General features: G+C 67.0%; 12 protein-coding genes. 2 read left to right on the top strand and 10 right to left on the bottom strand.

All coding sequences use genetic code 11. The features are described 5' to 3' along the window. Window positions 1–11: 11 nt before the first annotated feature. The 3 genes from L5G28_RS09525 to L5G28_RS09515 all read right to left on the bottom strand — a co-directional run bounded on the left by L5G28_RS09525 (window position 12) and on the right by L5G28_RS09515 (window position 4,725). The gene (locus tag L5G28_RS09525; protein WP_237001333.1) at window positions 12–1,916 is read right to left on the bottom strand and encodes an ATP-binding cassette domain-containing protein; all 1,905 of its coding nucleotides are present in this window, start codon (window positions 1,914–1,916) and stop codon (window positions 12–14) included. A gap of 16 nt (window positions 1,917–1,932) precedes the next feature. Beyond that, window positions 1,933–3,057: a type III polyketide synthase gene (locus L5G28_RS09520; protein WP_237001555.1), complete on the bottom strand. Its 1,125-nt coding sequence runs from the start codon at window positions 3,055–3,057 to the stop codon at window positions 1,933–1,935. A gap of 174 nt (window positions 3,058–3,231) precedes the next feature. Next, window positions 3,232–4,725: a fatty acid desaturase gene (locus L5G28_RS09515; protein WP_237001332.1), complete on the bottom strand. Its 1,494-nt coding sequence runs from the start codon at window positions 4,723–4,725 to the stop codon at window positions 3,232–3,234. 219 nt (window positions 4,726–4,944) lie between these two features. Here L5G28_RS09515 and L5G28_RS09510 point away from each other — a divergent pair, with 219 nt between their 5' ends. Beyond that, complete coding sequence (locus L5G28_RS09510; protein WP_237001331.1) at window positions 4,945–5,676, top strand: LppX_LprAFG lipoprotein; 732 nt, start codon at window positions 4,945–4,947, stop codon at window positions 5,674–5,676. Window positions 5,677–5,728: 52 nt separating this feature from the next. Here the strand turns inward: L5G28_RS09510 and L5G28_RS09505 are convergent, their stop codons facing one another. The 7 genes from L5G28_RS09505 to L5G28_RS09475 form a co-directional block, all read right to left on the bottom strand. Further along, window positions 5,729–7,243, bottom strand: a complete 1,515-nt coding sequence (locus L5G28_RS09505) for an alkaline phosphatase D family protein (RefSeq protein WP_237001554.1) — start codon at window positions 7,241–7,243, stop codon at window positions 5,729–5,731. A gap of 39 nt (window positions 7,244–7,282) precedes the next feature. Further along, a complete protein-coding gene (locus L5G28_RS09500) occupies window positions 7,283–9,586 on the bottom strand; it encodes an FdhF/YdeP family oxidoreductase (protein WP_237001553.1) in 2,304 nt (767 codons plus the stop codon). Window positions 9,587–9,713: 127 nt separating this feature from the next. After that, window positions 9,714–10,571, bottom strand: coding sequence for a formate dehydrogenase accessory sulfurtransferase FdhD (fdhD, locus tag L5G28_RS09495; RefSeq protein ID WP_237001330.1), 858 nt, complete (start codon window positions 10,569–10,571; stop codon window positions 9,714–9,716). Window positions 10,572–10,609: 38 nt separating this feature from the next. Further along, window positions 10,610–11,746, bottom strand: a complete 1,137-nt coding sequence (locus L5G28_RS09490) for a sulfate/molybdate ABC transporter ATP-binding protein (RefSeq protein WP_237001329.1) — start codon at window positions 11,744–11,746, stop codon at window positions 10,610–10,612. Continuing rightward, a complete protein-coding gene (modB, locus tag L5G28_RS09485; protein WP_236996918.1) occupies window positions 11,743–12,531 on the bottom strand; it encodes a molybdate ABC transporter permease subunit in 789 nt (262 codons plus the stop codon). Before modB ends, L5G28_RS09490 begins: the two co-directional genes overlap by 4 nt. Then, on the bottom strand, window positions 12,528–13,307 hold the full coding sequence (gene modA, locus L5G28_RS09480; protein WP_237001328.1) for a molybdate ABC transporter substrate-binding protein: 780 nt from the start codon (window positions 13,305–13,307) through the stop codon (window positions 12,528–12,530). The genes modB and modA overlap by 4 nt, the downstream gene beginning before the upstream one ends. 47 nt (window positions 13,308–13,354) lie before the next feature. Further along, window positions 13,355–13,765: a TOBE domain-containing protein gene (locus L5G28_RS09475; protein ID WP_237001327.1), complete on the bottom strand. Its 411-nt coding sequence runs from the start codon at window positions 13,763–13,765 to the stop codon at window positions 13,355–13,357. A gap of 112 nt (window positions 13,766–13,877) precedes the next feature. Between L5G28_RS09475 and L5G28_RS09470 the strand changes: the two genes are divergently transcribed. Then, on the top strand, window positions 13,878–14,969 hold the full coding sequence (locus L5G28_RS09470) for a ThiF family adenylyltransferase (RefSeq protein ID WP_237001326.1): 1,092 nt from the start codon (window positions 13,878–13,880) through the stop codon (window positions 14,967–14,969). Window positions 14,970–14,973: the final 4 nt, after the last annotated feature.

Genomic DNA, 14,973 nt, shown 5'->3' with positions numbered 1-14,973 from the left:
CGGCGGTGAACTCATTCGGAACCTTCTCGTCGTGCGGATCCGGCGGCGGCTGTGCGCTCCTGCACACCGACCTCGAGTTTGATCAGGGTGTCGGCGGCGTCGAAGTATCGGTCGTCGTGCGTGATGACGATGACCGTTTTCCCGCGCGCGGCCAGATCGGCGAGGATCACCCGATAGAACCGGTCCCGGAACTGGGGTTCCTGGTCGGCGGCCCACTCGTCGAACAGGTAGATGGGACGGTCCTCGAGCATCGCGGTGACCAAGGCCAGCCGTTTGCGCTGCCCCTGGGACAACGCGACCGTCGACAGTCGTCCGTCGCGGACCGTTACCTTGTCGGCGATTCCGAGCATCTCCAGATACCGCTGGACCTCGTCATCGAGTCCGGGCCGGTCGAATCCCAAATACTCGTCGAACAAGTGGAAGTCGGTGAAGATCGCCGACGTGTTCTGCCGGAACCATTCGACGTTCTCGTGGTCGATGCGTTCGCCGTCCAACGTGATCGTGCCCTGCTGGGGAATGTAGAGTCCGGCGATCAGCTTGGCGAGAGTCGACTTCCCGCTGCCGTTGCCGCCGACGATGAACGTGATCTCTCCCGGCCGGAAGACCGCGTCGATCGGCCCCAGATGGAAGCCGGTCGGCGGCGGCCCAGCGGGCCCGGGCGCACCCGGGCCGCGTCCGTCGGGCGGCGGCGGTCCCTTCCTTCCCGGCGGCGGTCCCGCGGGTCCACGACGTCCGGGGCGTTGCGGCAGGCGTCCGTCGGGCACCCCTTCGGACCGCCCTCCCGCCGCCCAGTTGACGTCCGGGCGCGCGCTGTCGCCGTCCAGTTCCGGATGTCCGGGCGGCTCCGGATGTCCGGGCTCGCGATGTCCGGGCGGCGGGGGGCCGGTCTGGCCCTGTTCGGTGAGGTAGGTATAGGCGACGCCGGACAGCGTGAGTTCGGCGGGAGCGGCGAGCGGGCGCTCGACATATGGGAGCGACTCCTCGTCGTGCAGGGCCTCCATCGAGAACTCGAGCGAGGTGATCTTGGAGAGTGCGACGTCGCCGCGCAGCAGATCCGGGATTCGGCTCATGAAGTTCTGCATCGGCATCGCCAGGAACGTCGTGACGATCACGTAGCCGACCATCGTCTCTTGCGGGAGGTCGAGCCAGAATGCGACGCCGAACAGGATCACGGCCATGGTGGCCAGTTGCAGCACCTGGCCGATGTTCTGGCCGAACGAGAACTTGACGCCTGCTTCGATGTTCTTGCTGCGGAGTTCACTCGCGGTCCCGAGGAGCCGACGATCCATGAAGTCGCGTCGTCGGGCACGGTGCCCTTTGAGTTCCTTGATGCCGACGCTCACTGCGTGGAACGAGTTGAGCAGGTCGTCCTCGTTCTCGCGCGCCGACCGGAAGATGCCGCGCACGTGCTTGAGGAACGATTCGACAACGCCGATCGCGATGAGTGTCGCACCGACCTGGATCGCGAACAGCGGTGTCGACAACACTGCGAGATAGGTCAGACAGCCGACGATGGTCGCCACATCCACGCACATGCTGGGGATCGCCGAGACGGCCATCGACAGTGATCGGACGTCCTCGGTGAGGGTGGCGAGCAGTCGGTGTGTGCCGAGACGTTCGAGATGTTCCAGCGGGGCGGAGACGACGCCTGCGCTCAGTTTGGCGCGTAGCCGGTAGATCGCGTCCTGCGCGAGCCGGATCAACAGGATCTGGGACGCGAGCCCGGTCACGATCACGACGGCGACGGTGAACGCGAACCGCTGCCACGACGGGTCGGTGTCGGCGCCGGGCGGCGCGACCGCAGCGTTTATCTGGGTGACGAGATAGGCGTTCGCGCCGCCCCCGATCAAGCCCATGACCACGGCGGCGGCGATACCGGTCCAGGAGACCGAGATCAGGAATCGCAGAAGCTTCATGGCGTACGGACCTTCACTATCGGACCAGGTCGAACAGTATGCCTTCGAGCGTCACCCCAGGCGCAAAGGAGAACGCCACACCGGTCGACGGCGTCGATCGGTCGTCGCCGGACGCCTCGGCGATGAGCTTCTCGAGCACGAAGACCAGCGCGACGCTGAGCATGTTGCCGTACTCGGCGAGCACGTCCCAGCTCGCGCGGGATCGGCCTTCGGCGATGCCGAGCGACCGCGCCGACTGCTCGAGGATCGCCGGCCCGCCGGGGTGGATCGCCCACAGCGCGATGTCGTCGCGCACCAGGCCCGCACGTCCGATCGCCTCGTCGATGGCCGGGCCGACCCCGCGGTAGATGTAATCCGGCAGGGTCTGCGCCAGTTCGCAGGTGATGCCGTCGTCGTTGATGCCGAGCACGATCCCGTCCTCGGTGTCGGCGAACAGGTGGCTGAACGTGTCCCGAACCACGACGTGGCCGGCCGGAAGTTCGCGCCCGACCTCGCTCGCGCCGACGACCATCGCGCCGCAACCGTCGCCGAAGAGACTGTGCGTGATGACGTCGACGACGTCGTCGCCGAAGGCCGCGTTGACCGAGCTGAGTTCCAGACAGATCACGAGCGCGTCGCGGTCGGGGTGCGCCCGGACGTAGTCCGTCGCGGTGCGCAGGCCGTTGACGGCTGCGGCGCACCCCATGAAGTTGATGACGACGCGGCTCACCGTCGGCGCGAGGCCCAACCGTTTGATGACGGCGACGTCGACGCCCGGAGCGATGAACCCCGTGCTGCTGACGAAAACGACGAGCCCGACGTCGGCCGCCGGGTCATCAAGGTCGGCGACCGCGCGAGAGGCGACGTCGACGGCCAGCGGGACTGCGTGCTCGAAGTACATGTTCATCCGCTCACGGACGGTGCCCGACCGCTTACTGAAGTCACCGAACTCGGGAGTCGTCGGATCGACGGCCAGGTGGCGGCTCGTGATCCGAGTCTTCTCGTACACCCGGTGGATCCGTTCGCGCTGTTCGGGATCGTCGACGATCTCCGCCGCGCGGCGGGCGGCGTCTCGCTGGTCGAAGACGGTGTGCGGCGCTCCGGTCGCGAGCGATGAGATCACGGCGACCGTGGTCGGGGGCGACGGCCGTTCGTCGGCCATCAAGCCCCCGAGAGGTGCCGCGCTGAAGCCCCCGACAGGTACGGCACTCGACCGGTTCTGCGAGTCGACGGAGAGTGTCATGACGGTCCTTTCTGGCTGACGAACGTCTGCTTCATAAGCATGTCCGTTTGCGGTCTCGGAGAGAACATTTCATCGATCAGGCGAATGATCGCCTCACACCGTCCCGATCCCCGTGAATCCCTTCACCGAGTAGTCAGCGCAGGTCTTGAGTGCGGTCAACGAGAAGTGCTCTCGGACGAACCCCCAGTCGTTCTCCTCCGCGGTCCGCGAACGGGCGCCGAGATAGGTCTTGACCTGTTTCGGGAACCGATCGGTGACGAAGCTCTTCGCCGGAAGCCACTCGACTCCGAACCGCGCGGCCTCTTCCCGCAGGACGTCCTCGGTGACGATGTTCGAGAAGCCGCTGCGTTGGAACGGGAGGACGTGGTGCACGCGGTGCGAACTCAAACCCGCCGACAGGAAGCAGTCGACGTACCTGTTGCCGATCACCTTCAAGTCGTAGGCCTGTTCCACCTGGTTGACCGCCCAGTCGTCGGCGTCAACGTCGATCTCGTCGGTGTCCGCGTCGAAATCGTGGCTGGCGACGACGAGGAACGTCGAGATCCACAGGGTCGCCACGAATTGCAGTACCCACGCCAACACGTCGCCGGCGATGATGAAGACCACGAGTTCGCCGAGCAGCAGGATCCGCATGCCGAACGCTCCGACGAAATGCGGCAGGCCGCCGCGCCACGAGCCGTACATGTCGGCGATGCCGACCTGCCGAGTCAGTTTGCAGATCTCCAGCAGGCGGACCGTCATACCGGTGACCGTGTGCCCGAACTTGTGCAGGGTGTGGATCGGAATCCGGTACAGCCGCGGAAGATCCATCATGAACGTGAAGACGTTCTTCTTGATGTCGACCTGACTCTGGGTGTGCGGATGGTGCAGCAGCGCGTGACCGTCGGCCGTCACGAACGACAGCGCGACATAGTTCATGTCGAACGCGTTCACCGCGAGTTTGTTCGCACCCTTCTGCGCGCGATGAATCGCGTAGTGGCCGATGCCGGCCATCGCACTGCGCAACACGACCATCGCGACGACGAATGCGGCGAGCGGCATCCAGGACGTGTCGTAGAGTCGCAGCCCCATCACTGCGAAGTACGCGATGAACAGGGTGACCGCGACGGCGTCGAAGATCCGGTCCATGCGTTTGATGCGGGCGGCGAGCTCGGGTTCGGCGAGACGCTTCTTCACCGCGTGCAGCAGATCGGTGCGCTTGCTGAAATCGTAGTGCGGCGTGTCGCGCCAACTGTCGAATCCCTCGGTGAAGAGAAAGGCCGGCGCATTCGCTTTAGGGTGAACGTCTTCGATTACCGCCTCACGGTCGAGGGAAAATCGTTCGATCAGACGACCGACCTTCTCGGGGTCTTTGTGATAAGAGCCGATGATCGACGTGATATCGCGGTTCTTGGTGCGGCCGATGAAGAACTCGCCGCCCGGATGCTTGGAGATCCACTCGGACAAGTCATAGGCCTTGCCGTTGTAGACCCACACGTCAGAGAGTTGCGGACCGCCGTCGGGCGCAGATTTCCGCCCGAGATCCGGGCCGGGGGAATCATCGGGGAGATCACTCGTCTCACCTGTTTGAACACCTTCCGATGACATTGCTCTCTCCTCTTTGTGGCACGCTCGGTGAGCTGCCTGATGCGATCGACTCTCGCACGCGGAAGCGACCCCGTCACCGGTATTCATTCAAACGATAGAGATACGCGTCGAACTCATTCCGACCTCGTCGACCGTGAGGTATTGTACCGATTTGTGAAATCAGACTCATCCCCGGCCTCGTCCAGAGTGAAGCGTTGGGCTGCTCCGGCAGTCGCGACCATGGCCATCTGCGCCGTGGTACTGACAGGCTGTTCGTCCGAGACCAAGAGCGACGAACCGACGAACTCCGCCCCTCCGACATCCGAGGGCCCGCGTTCGGGCGACGCGCCGAAGGTCGACCTGACCGACGCCGCGGCACTCCTCGACCAGGCGTCCAAGACCACCCGGCTGACCTCGGCGGTCCACATGGCGCTGACGGTCGACCCGGAGTTCAAGGGCCTCCCGGTGGAAGATTTGAACGCCGATGTCGTCGTCACACCCGAACCCGCGGCCAAGGGCGACGGCAAGTTCCGCTTGACCGACGAGTACAAGGAAGCCGAATTCGTCATCGTCGGCGGCACCCTCTACATCAAAGAGGCAGGCAAATCCGAGTGGGAGACGTCCCCGGCAGGCGAGCGCTCGTACGACCCGTCGGTCGTACTGTCCGAAGACAAGGGCTTGGCGAACGTGCTCGCGAAGTTCAAGAACCCGAAGGTGGCGGGAACCGAAGAACGCAACGGCGTGGAGTCGGTCAAGATCACCGGAACGCTCGACTCCGCCGACTTCGAAGCGATCTTCCCGACGCAGGGCCCGGGAGCGCTCCAGGGCGAGCATCCGGCGACCGCGTACATCGCGGCCGCCGCGCCCTACAACCTCGTCGAACTGTCGATCAACACCAAAGACGGCGATATCACGCTGACCACGTCGAAGTGGGACGAGACGGTAGCGATCACCAAACCCGACGGCGCCTGAGCGCCCGTCACGATCACCGTGTGCGCCGGTTCCCGCAGAGCGGGGCCGGCGTTCACGTGTCAGGCGATAGCTCCTTGCGGTACAACGACTTTCCGTCCGCGTCACACAGGTCGACGGTCAACGTTCCGGTGGCGGACGAGATCGTGACCTTGCCGAAGTGCTGGAACCCTTCGGCCGGTGAGACGTCCGACTCGTCCGGTGCGTGGGCGAATTCGTACTTCGCGCCGAACGTGCCATCGAGTGGGCTCTCCGGGAACGCGCCGGCGTGCAGCGGGCCGGACACGAACTCCCAGAACGGCGAGAAGTCGGAGAACCCGGCTCGGTTCGGGTCGTACGAGATGGCCGCCGTGTAGTGGACGTCCGCGGTCAGGTAGACGATGCCCGGCACGTCTTTGGTCTCGGACAGGATGTGGGAGAACGCGATCTCACGACCGCGGGGAGCCGCCGGATCGCCCTGCGCGACGGCCTCCATCGAGGGGCGCGCGCCCGGCCGGTCGCTGTTCGTGTCGGGCACGACGATGCTGAGGGGCAGATCGTTGGCGACGACCTTCCAGGTGGCCGTCGAGCGCTTCAGCCCGTCGATGAGCCACTGCGTCTGCGCGGCGCCGAGGACCCCGCCGTCGTCGCGGGTCTTCCAGGCATCCGGATTGGCGTCCTTGTAGGTCCGCATGTCCAGGACGAACACGTCCAGGAGCGGGCCGTACGGGACTTTCCGATACAGCGTGCCGCCGTCACCGAGCGTGGCGGGCTGCCATTCGGTCCACGCCCGTCGGGCTCGGTCGGCTAGGACGTCGACACTCATCTCGGTGTAGCCCTCACGCTTCTGACCGGTGAGGTTCTCGCCGGGATACCAGTTGTTGATCACCTCGTGGTCGTCCCACGCGATGATCTGCGCTACCGCCGACGCGAACCGTCGGTAATGCTTGTCGCTGAGGTTGTACGCGTAGTTGCCGCGGAATTCGTCGAGAGTTTGGGCAGGCCTGCTCTTGGCGTCGGTCGTGATGTTCCGGTAGGTCGCACCGTCGTTCTGCTTCTTGGTCTCCTCGACCGGTCCGTCGGCGTAGATCGCGTCGCCCGAGTGCAGGAAGAAGTCGGGTCGAGCATCGGCGATCGCCCCGAAGATCGTCATGCCGTCCAGATCCGGGTTGATCCCCCATCCCTGACCGACGACATCGCCCGACCATGCGAAGGTGATGTCAGACGCCGATATCGGCGCGGTGACGAGAACACCGGTCATCGGCTCGGATCGGGCACCGTCATCGCCGACGAGCGTGACCCGATAGTGAACCTGTTGCCCGGATTCGAGACCGGCCACCCGCAGACGTCCGGTGCCGTCGGACGCCGGGGTCAGATGGGGCCCGCGGAACGTCTTCGCCTTGGCGAACGACTCGGTTGCCGACGTCTCAACGAGCATCTGGGCAGGCTTGTCCGAGCGCGCCCAGATCAGCGCTCCGGTCGTCGCGATGTCCCCTGCGGCTACGCCGTGCGTAAGGGCGGGACGATCACGTCGGATGCCCGGAGACGACTGGCCGGAGCTGCCGACGTCCCAACACCAGGTGGCGTGCAGATGGCCTTACGGTGTAGATGATCGTCGGTGCAGATGACCTCAGGACGATGCGACGATGCGGACGAGGACGTTCTTCATCAACGGCTGGTCACTCTGGGTGCTGTAGTCGGCGGCACCGATGAGCGCGTTCATCTCCGGCATGTAACCGGCGGCCGCGCCGACGGGGAGGTCGTAGGTGATCGCCCGGTATCGCGTCAACGAACGTCGGCTGCCGTCCTTCGACGTTGCGACGATGTCGACGAACGAGCCTTCGCTCAGCCCGCGGTCGCGCATGTCGGCCGCGTTCATGAAGACGAGCTCCCGCAGGTTCTTGATGCCTCGGTATCGGTCGTTGCTCGAATAGATGGTGGTGTTCCACTGGTCGTGCGACCGCATCGTCTGCAGGACGAGGACGTCGGCGTCGTCCGGGATAGCGTTCGGGACCGGAGCCTGCGAGAACTCGGCTCGGCCGCTCGGCGTGTGGAAGATGCGTTCACGCGCGGCCTGCGGGATGCGGAAGCCCATCGGCTCCCGCACGAGTCGGTTGAACCCGCCGAAGCCCGGGAGCACCCGGGACATCGAGTCCCGGATCCGGTCGTAATCGGCGACGTAGTCCTCCCACGGCGTGGTGCTCTCGGGAAGGGTCGCCCGCGCCATGCCGCCGAGGATCGCGGGTTCGGACAGCAGATGCTTCGACGCGGGCTTCTTCTTGCCCATCGACAGTTGCACGTTGCTCATCGCGTCCTCGCACGACACACCCTGCAATCCACTCGCCTGTTCGTCCCGTTCGGTGCGCCCCAGGCACGGCAGGATGAGCGCCGTGCGACCGTGCACCAGGTGGCTACGATTCAGCTTGGTGCTGACCTGCACGGTCAGTTCACAGTTGCGCAAACCTTGCGCCGTGTACTTGGTGTCCGGCGCGGCGAGGACGAAATTCCCGCCGAGCGCGACGAACACCTTCACCGACCCGTCATTCATGCCCTCGATCGTGTTGACAGTGTCGAGTCCCGGTTCGCGAGGCGAGACGATTCCGCATTCCGCGTCGAGCGCGGCGAGGAAGTCTTCGCCCGGTCGATGGTCGATGCCGCAGGTCCGGTTGCCTTGGACGTTGCTGTGCCCGCGGATCGGTGACGGGCCCGCGCCCTCGCGGCCGATGTTGCCGCGCAGCAGGAGCAGGTTGGTGAACTCGCGGACGGTGTCGACGCCGTGCTCGTGCTGGGTGACGCCCAGGCACCAGGAGATGATGCTGCGCGGCGAGTCGAGGTAGATCTGCGCGAGCGCACGGATCTGCGTCTCGCTGACACCGGCCTGCCGGGACAGCTCCGCCCAGCTCGCGGAGTCGACGAGTGCGCGATACTCGTCGACACCCTGGGTGAAGCGTTCGAGGAAGTCATGGTCGAGGGCGCCGCCGCGCGGGTCGGCGTCCTCGGCTTCGAACACGGCTTTGGCCATGCCGCGGATGAGGGCGAGGTCGCCGCCGGGACGGACCTGAACGTTCATGGTGCTGGTGTCCGTCGCCTGGAACGTGGCCATCTGCATGATCTCGTGCGGGACGATCGTCCGAGTTCCCGCGAGTTCGGGCATCGGGTTGATGTGGACGACCTGCGCGCCGCGCTTCACCGCGTGCGCGAGCGAGGTCAGCATGCGGGGCGCGTTCGACGCCGCGTTCACCCCGAGCACGAACAGTGCGGTGCACGCGTCCCAGTCGTCGAGCGAGACAGTGCCCTTACCGGTGGCTATCGACGCGGTGAGCGCTCGACCGGACGCTTCGTGGCACATGTTGGAGCAGTCGGGCACGTTGTTGGTGCCGAACTCACGAGCCCACAGCTGGTAGAGGAACGTCGCTTCGTTGGAGAGCCGACCCGAGGTGTAGAACGCTGCCGCGTTCGGGGTGTCGAGCGCGCGGAGTTCCTCGCCGACCATCGCGAACGCGTCGTCCCACGAGATCGGCACGTACCGATCCGTGGCCGCGTCATAGCTCATCGGCTCGGTGAGCCTGCCCTGGTCTTCGAGGTCGAAGTCGTTCCAGCCCGCGAGTTCGGTGACCGTGTGGGCCGCGAAGAACTCGCGGTCGACACGCTTGTGTGTCATCTCCCACGTCACGTGTTTGAGGCCGTTCTCGCAGATGTCGAGGGTGACGCCCTTGTCGTCGGGCCACGCGCACCCCGGGCAGTCGAAGCCGCGGACCGGATGGTTCATCGTCAGCATCGTCGTCGAGCCCTTGACGATTTCTCGCTCCCTGATCAGGGTCTGCGCGACCGACCGCGCCGCACCCCACGCCGCCGCTGGGTGGTGGTACGGCTTCGACGACCACGGCTTGGACGTCGACGGACCGAACCCGCCCTGTCGCGGCGCATCCGGCATCAGCCCGGTGAACCCGGACGCGGGCGAGAGCCCGACGGGCGGAGCCGTCGCGCCAGTGCTCGTGCTAGACGGGCCTGCAGTGCTTGACGGGCCTGCGGTGCTTGACGGGTTCTCTAGGTCGGTCATCTCAAGCCTTCACTCGTTGCTTCAGCGGATTGTCGATGCGTTGTGGATGCGTGTAGACGTTCATCGTCTGCCCGCGGAGGAATCCGACGAGCGTCAGCCCGGAGTCGCGGGCGAGTTGGACGGCGAGCGACGACGGCGCGGACACCGCGGTCAGCATCGGGACACCGGCCATGACGGCTTTCTGCACGAGTTCGAAACTGGCGCGGCCGGACACTTGCAGCACGGTGCCCTGTAAGGGGAGTCGGTCGTTGAGCAGCGCCCATCCGATCACCTTGTCGACGGCGTTGTGTCGCCCGACGTCTTCGCGCAACGCCAGCAGTTCACCGGTGGCGGCGTCGAACAGTCCCGCCGCGTGCAGCCCGCCGGTCTTGTCGAAGACCGTCTGTGCGGCGCGGAGCGTGTCGGGCAGTTCGGCGATCCGGCCCGCGTCCATAACGGTCTCGTCATCGGTCAGCGTGTACGAGGACACCGTGTGCACGGCGTCGATGCTGGCCTTGCCGCACACACCGCACGAACTGGTCGCGTAGAACGACCGCGCGTGTTCGCGCCCCAGCGGCCCCACGTCGGCGGTCAGGCTCACGTCGAGGACGTTGTACGTGTTCTCGGCGCCTCCGCTGCCGGGTCCGCCGCAGTGGATCGCGGCGCGGAACTGGTCGCCGCGCGCGATGATCCCTTCCGACACGAGGAATCCCGCGGCGAGTTCGACGTCATGCCCGGGTGTCCGCATGGTGACGACCAAGGGCTCGCCGGCGACTCTGATCTCCAGCGGCTCCTCCACCGCGAGCACGTCGACGCGCGCAGAACAGCTCTCGGCTACCGAGACCTTGGTGATCGGCCAGCGCGCCGTAATTCTTCCCACACGTCCACGATAGGACCTTCAGAGTCCCAGAGGGCGAGTTACCGGGTGACGCACGCCTCGTTCGTCGGCTCGTGTAGGGGACGCTCGCGTGGAGGACGGGGGACGGTGAGCCCTCGCGCCGCCTCGGCGCCGACCACCCGCATTCCGGTCGGCGTCAGCGTGTACCGCTCCCCCGCGCGCGGAAGCGAGCCGCCGCCGGCACGCAGTGCGTCGTCCACCGAGAGTTCGGCGTGCAGGCCCGACCCGGTCTCCACGCGGACGACGCCCGCCTGCACCGAGACCGACGTCAGCACACTGGACATGCCGGTGTCCACGGTCAGCGCCTCGATGGCGACGTCCCGAGGTGCGACGATCCCGACGGCCGGGTCGCCGTCGCACAGTCCGTCCTCTGGCGTCCCGTTCAGCAGCGCCTCCCCGGTGTCGAGCCGCCCGCCGATCCACCGACCCCGGACGACGTCGAATCCGGCGAGTGCCGCGGTGAACGCACGTCGCGGACGGACCGCGAGGTCGGACGGCGTCCCGGATTCGACGACGGTCCCCCGGTTCATCACCAGGCAGGTGTCGGCCCACTGCCACGCATCGGACATCTCGTGCGTGACCAGGACCGCGGTGGTCCCCGAGCCGGTCAGTTCGTCGGACAGGATGGCGCGGACGATGGGCGCGCTCTCCGCGTCGAGAGCGGCGAACGGTTCGTCGAGCAGAAGAACGCGCGGCTGCGAGGCGAACGCGCGTGCGATGGCGACACGCTGCTGTTGCCCACCGGACAGTTCGTGCGGGCGCGCTGTGGCCCGGTCGACGAGTCCGATCCGGTCGAGCCACTGGCGCACAATCGTCTGGGTGCGGCCGCGATCGATCCCCCTCGCACGCGGCCCGAACGCGATGTTCCGCTCGATCGACAGGTGCGGGAACAATCGTGCGCGCTGATCGAGCAGCGCTATCCGCCGCGACTCCGGCGGGCGACGGACCGAGCCCGCCGCCTCCAGCGTCTCGCCGTCGACTGTCAACACGCCCGACGTCAACGGGGTGAGCCCGGCGAGCGCCGTCAGGACCGTCGACTTGCCCGCGCCGTTCGGTCCGAGCAGTGCCACACAGCCGCCCGCGTCCACGTCGAAACGCACCGACACGTCGAACTCGGCGCGCTCCACCGTGAGGTCGGCACTGACCCGCGCGGTCATCGGACGGCGTCCTCACGCCAGGATCGCAGCCCGCACACGACGACGGCTGCGCTCACCAGGAGCAGGAGAGACAACGCCACGGCGGAGTCCTGGGTCACGCCGACGCCGTTGAACGCGGTGTAGATCGCCAGCGGCATGGTCCGGGTCACCCCTGGCGCGTTGCCCGCGAACAGTGCCGTCGCGCCGAACTCGCCAAGCGCACGCGCGAACGCGAGGACCGTCCCGGCGACGATGCCGGGCATCACCAACGGCAGGGTCACCCGAGTCAGGACGCGCCACCGTCCGGCGCCGAGCGTCGAGGCGATCTGCTCGTGCGAGACGCCGGACGTCCGCAAAGTGCCCTCGACGGTGATGACGAAGAACGGCAACGCGACGAATGCCTGAGCGATGACGACAGCGGTCGTCGTGTACGGCAGGCTGTAGCCGCTCCACGTGAAGATCCGTTCGCCGATGAGCCCGGATCGCCCGAGCAGCGACAGGAGCGCGAGACCGCCGACCATCGGCGGAAGTACCAGCGGGATGAGCACGAGGGTGCGCAGCACCGCCGCCGTCCGGCGACCTGCACGTCCCAGCAGCAGTGCCATCGGCAGTCCGACGACGACGCACACCGCTGTCGCGCACGCCGCCGTCGACAGCGACAGCCCGAGAGCCGTCATCGACGCCGAGGAGAACAGGTCCTCGCCGAGCGTGTCCCACCGGACGCGGGACACCAGACCGACGATCGGCAGCAGTAGAAGCGCGAAGCCGACGAACGCCGGGACGTAGAGGAACCTCGGCAACCTCACGCAGGCCCGAACCCGTACTGCCGCAAGATCTTCTGGCCTTCCGCCGATAGGACGAAGTCGCGGAACGCCTGTGCGGCCTCCGGCGACGACGCGTCGTTCGGAACGACGATCGGGTATCGGTTGGTCGCGTCGTCGGCGTTCGGCGGCGTGACACCCTCCAGCTTGCCGCCGGACGCGGCGACGTCGGTCGCGTACACCAGACCGGCATCGGCTTCACCGTTCGACACCCGGGTGACCACACTCGTCACGTTGGTCTCCTCGCTGACCGGCGTGACATTCACCCCGGCGCCCGTCAGGAGTTTCTGCGACGCGGATCCGCACGGGACTTCCGGGGCGCACAGCACCGTCGTGACGTCTGAGTTCGCGAGATCCGCGAGACTCGCGATGTGTTTCGGATTGCCCGGGGCGACCGCGATCTGCAGGGTGTTCGTCGCGAAGACGTCGCCCGGCCCGCTCAGACCCGCCGCTGTGACGGGATCCAGGCTCGACTCGTTGGCGAACGCGATGACGTCGACGTCGGCGCCTTCGACGATCTGGCTGGCGAGCGACTGCGACCCGTCGTAGACGATCGGCGCGACGTCGTAATCGGAGTTCGCATCGGTGAACGCGTGCGCGAGGTCGTCGAACGAGCCCTGCAACGAGGCTGCCGCGAAGATCGTGATCTCGCCCGGCGCATCGTCGTCGTTCGAGCCTCCGCATGCGGTGAGCACGAGTGCCGCCACGGCCAGGAGTGCGGCGACCAGCCGGCCGGTCCTGGTCCGCCCGGCGCCGATCACGTCTCCCCGTCTTGTCCTGCCAGTTCCGCTTCTCATGCCAGTCCCGCTCATCTCACCTCGGTGTCGGACGGAGTCTCCACGATCACCGTGGTGGCTTTGACGCTGGCCGTGGCGAGCGACCCGACGTCGAGCCCGAGTTCGCGGACCGCCTCGGTCGACATCAACGAGACGACCCGGTGCGGACCGCACCGCATCTCGACCTGTGACATCACCGGATCGCTGCGCACGCCGGTCACGATGCCGACGAAGCGGTTGCGGGCGCTCGACCCCCGGTCGACGGGATCGTCGTGGTCGCGTGCGTCGTCGGAGAGGAACCGTGCGAGGTCCCCGCCGTCGACGACCGCACGTCCCGCCGAGTCCCGATGTGCGGACAGCTTTCCCGCGTCGATCCATCGGCGAAGGGTGTCGTCACTGACCCCTAGGAGCCTCGCAGCCCGACTAATCCGCAATTCCGTCACGAATGGAAGATTATCACCGCGAATGCGGAGTACCCCTGGATGGCAGGAATTGCCACGCCTCGGTGTCACGGCACCCGACGACACCGCAGCACGGGCGGGATATGTTGAGTACATGCCCTCCTCCCCGCTGCCTCCCCTGCCTCCGCTGGTGGAGCCCGCTCCGTCGATCCCCGACGACGAGCGCGCGCGGGCGGCACGCCAGATCCGGCTCCCGGAGATCGGCGACGCCGGACAGCGGCGACTCTTCAACGCCAAGGTGTGCGTGATCGGCGCCGGAGGCCTCGGCTCCCCCGTCCTGCTCTATCTGGCATCGGCGGGCGTCGGCACGATCGGGATCGTCGACGACGACGTCGTGGACGCGTCGAACCTGCAGCGGCAGGTGGTCTTCGGTTCCGCCGACGTCGGACGCGCCAAGTCGACCGCGGCCGCCGAACGCGTCCGGGCACTGTCGCCGCACACCGACGTGATCGAGCACCGCCTTCGCCTGACCCCCGCGAACGCCGCCGACCTGTTCGCCCCGTATGACCTCGTCATCGACGGCAGCGACAGCTTCGACACCCGCTACGCCGTCGCCGATGCATGCGCCGACCTAGGGGTCCCGCTCGTCTGGGGATCGGTCCTGCGGTTCGACGCGCAGGCGACCGTGTTCTGGTCGGCTCCGCCGACGGGCACCCCGACCACACTGCGCGACGTCTTCCCCGCCCCGCCGCCCGCGGGCGAAGTCCCCAACTGCGCCGAAGCCGGTGTGCTGGGCGCACTGTGCGGCCAGCTCGGCGGCATTCTCGTCACCGAAGCGGTGAAGCTGATCTGCGGTGCAGGCGAACCCCTCCTGCGCCGGATGCTGGTCCTCGACGCTCTCGGCTCCCGGATCGACGAGATCCCGCTCGCGCCACCCGACACCGGCCCGCAGATCGGACGGGTGTCCGTCGACGACGCCGAAGCTCTCTCCACGGCAACGATTCTCGACGTTCGCGGCGGCGACGAAGTGGCGGCCGGGGCGCTGCCGGACGCTCGGCACGTCCCGCTCGACGACGTCCTCGCCGACGCGGAGTCCATCCCGGTCGGCGACGTGACCGTCGTCTACTGCCAGGTCGGTCCGCGTTCGCGCGCGGCCGCACACGCGCTGGCAGCCGCGCACCAGAACGCCGACATCCGAACACTCGTCGGCGGATATGCCGCGTGGTCGGCGAGAATCAACCGATGACCCC

Origin of the sequence: Gordonia liuliyuniae (genome assembly GCF_021739025.1) — a bacterium.
GTDB lineage: Bacteria > Actinomycetota > Actinomycetes > Mycobacteriales > Mycobacteriaceae > Gordonia > Gordonia liuliyuniae.
The sequence above is the reverse complement of the archived record's forward strand: the minus strand, read 5'-3'. Positions and strand labels throughout refer to the sequence as shown.

Coding starts and splice junctions, on each gene's coding strand:
- L5G28_RS09525 (WP_237001333.1), bottom strand. CDS start 1,916: ATGAAGCTTCTGCGATTCCTGATCTCGGTCTCCTGGACCGGTATCGCC.
- L5G28_RS09520 (WP_237001555.1), bottom strand. CDS start 3,057: ATGGCCGACGAACGGCCGTCGCCCCCGACCACGGTCGCCGTGATCTCA.
- L5G28_RS09515 (WP_237001332.1), bottom strand. CDS start 4,725: ATGTCATCGGAAGGTGTTCAAACAGGTGAGACGAGTGATCTCCCCGAT.
- L5G28_RS09510 (WP_237001331.1), top strand. CDS start 4,945: ATGGCCATCTGCGCCGTGGTACTGACAGGCTGTTCGTCCGAGACCAAG.
- L5G28_RS09500 (WP_237001553.1), bottom strand. CDS start 9,586: ATGCCGGATGCGCCGCGACAGGGCGGGTTCGGTCCGTCGACGTCCAAG.
- L5G28_RS09490 (WP_237001329.1), bottom strand. CDS start 11,746: ATGACCGCGCGGGTCAGTGCCGACCTCACGGTGGAGCGCGCCGAGTTC.
- L5G28_RS09470 (WP_237001326.1), top strand. CDS start 13,878: ATGCCCTCCTCCCCGCTGCCTCCCCTGCCTCCGCTGGTGGAGCCCGCT.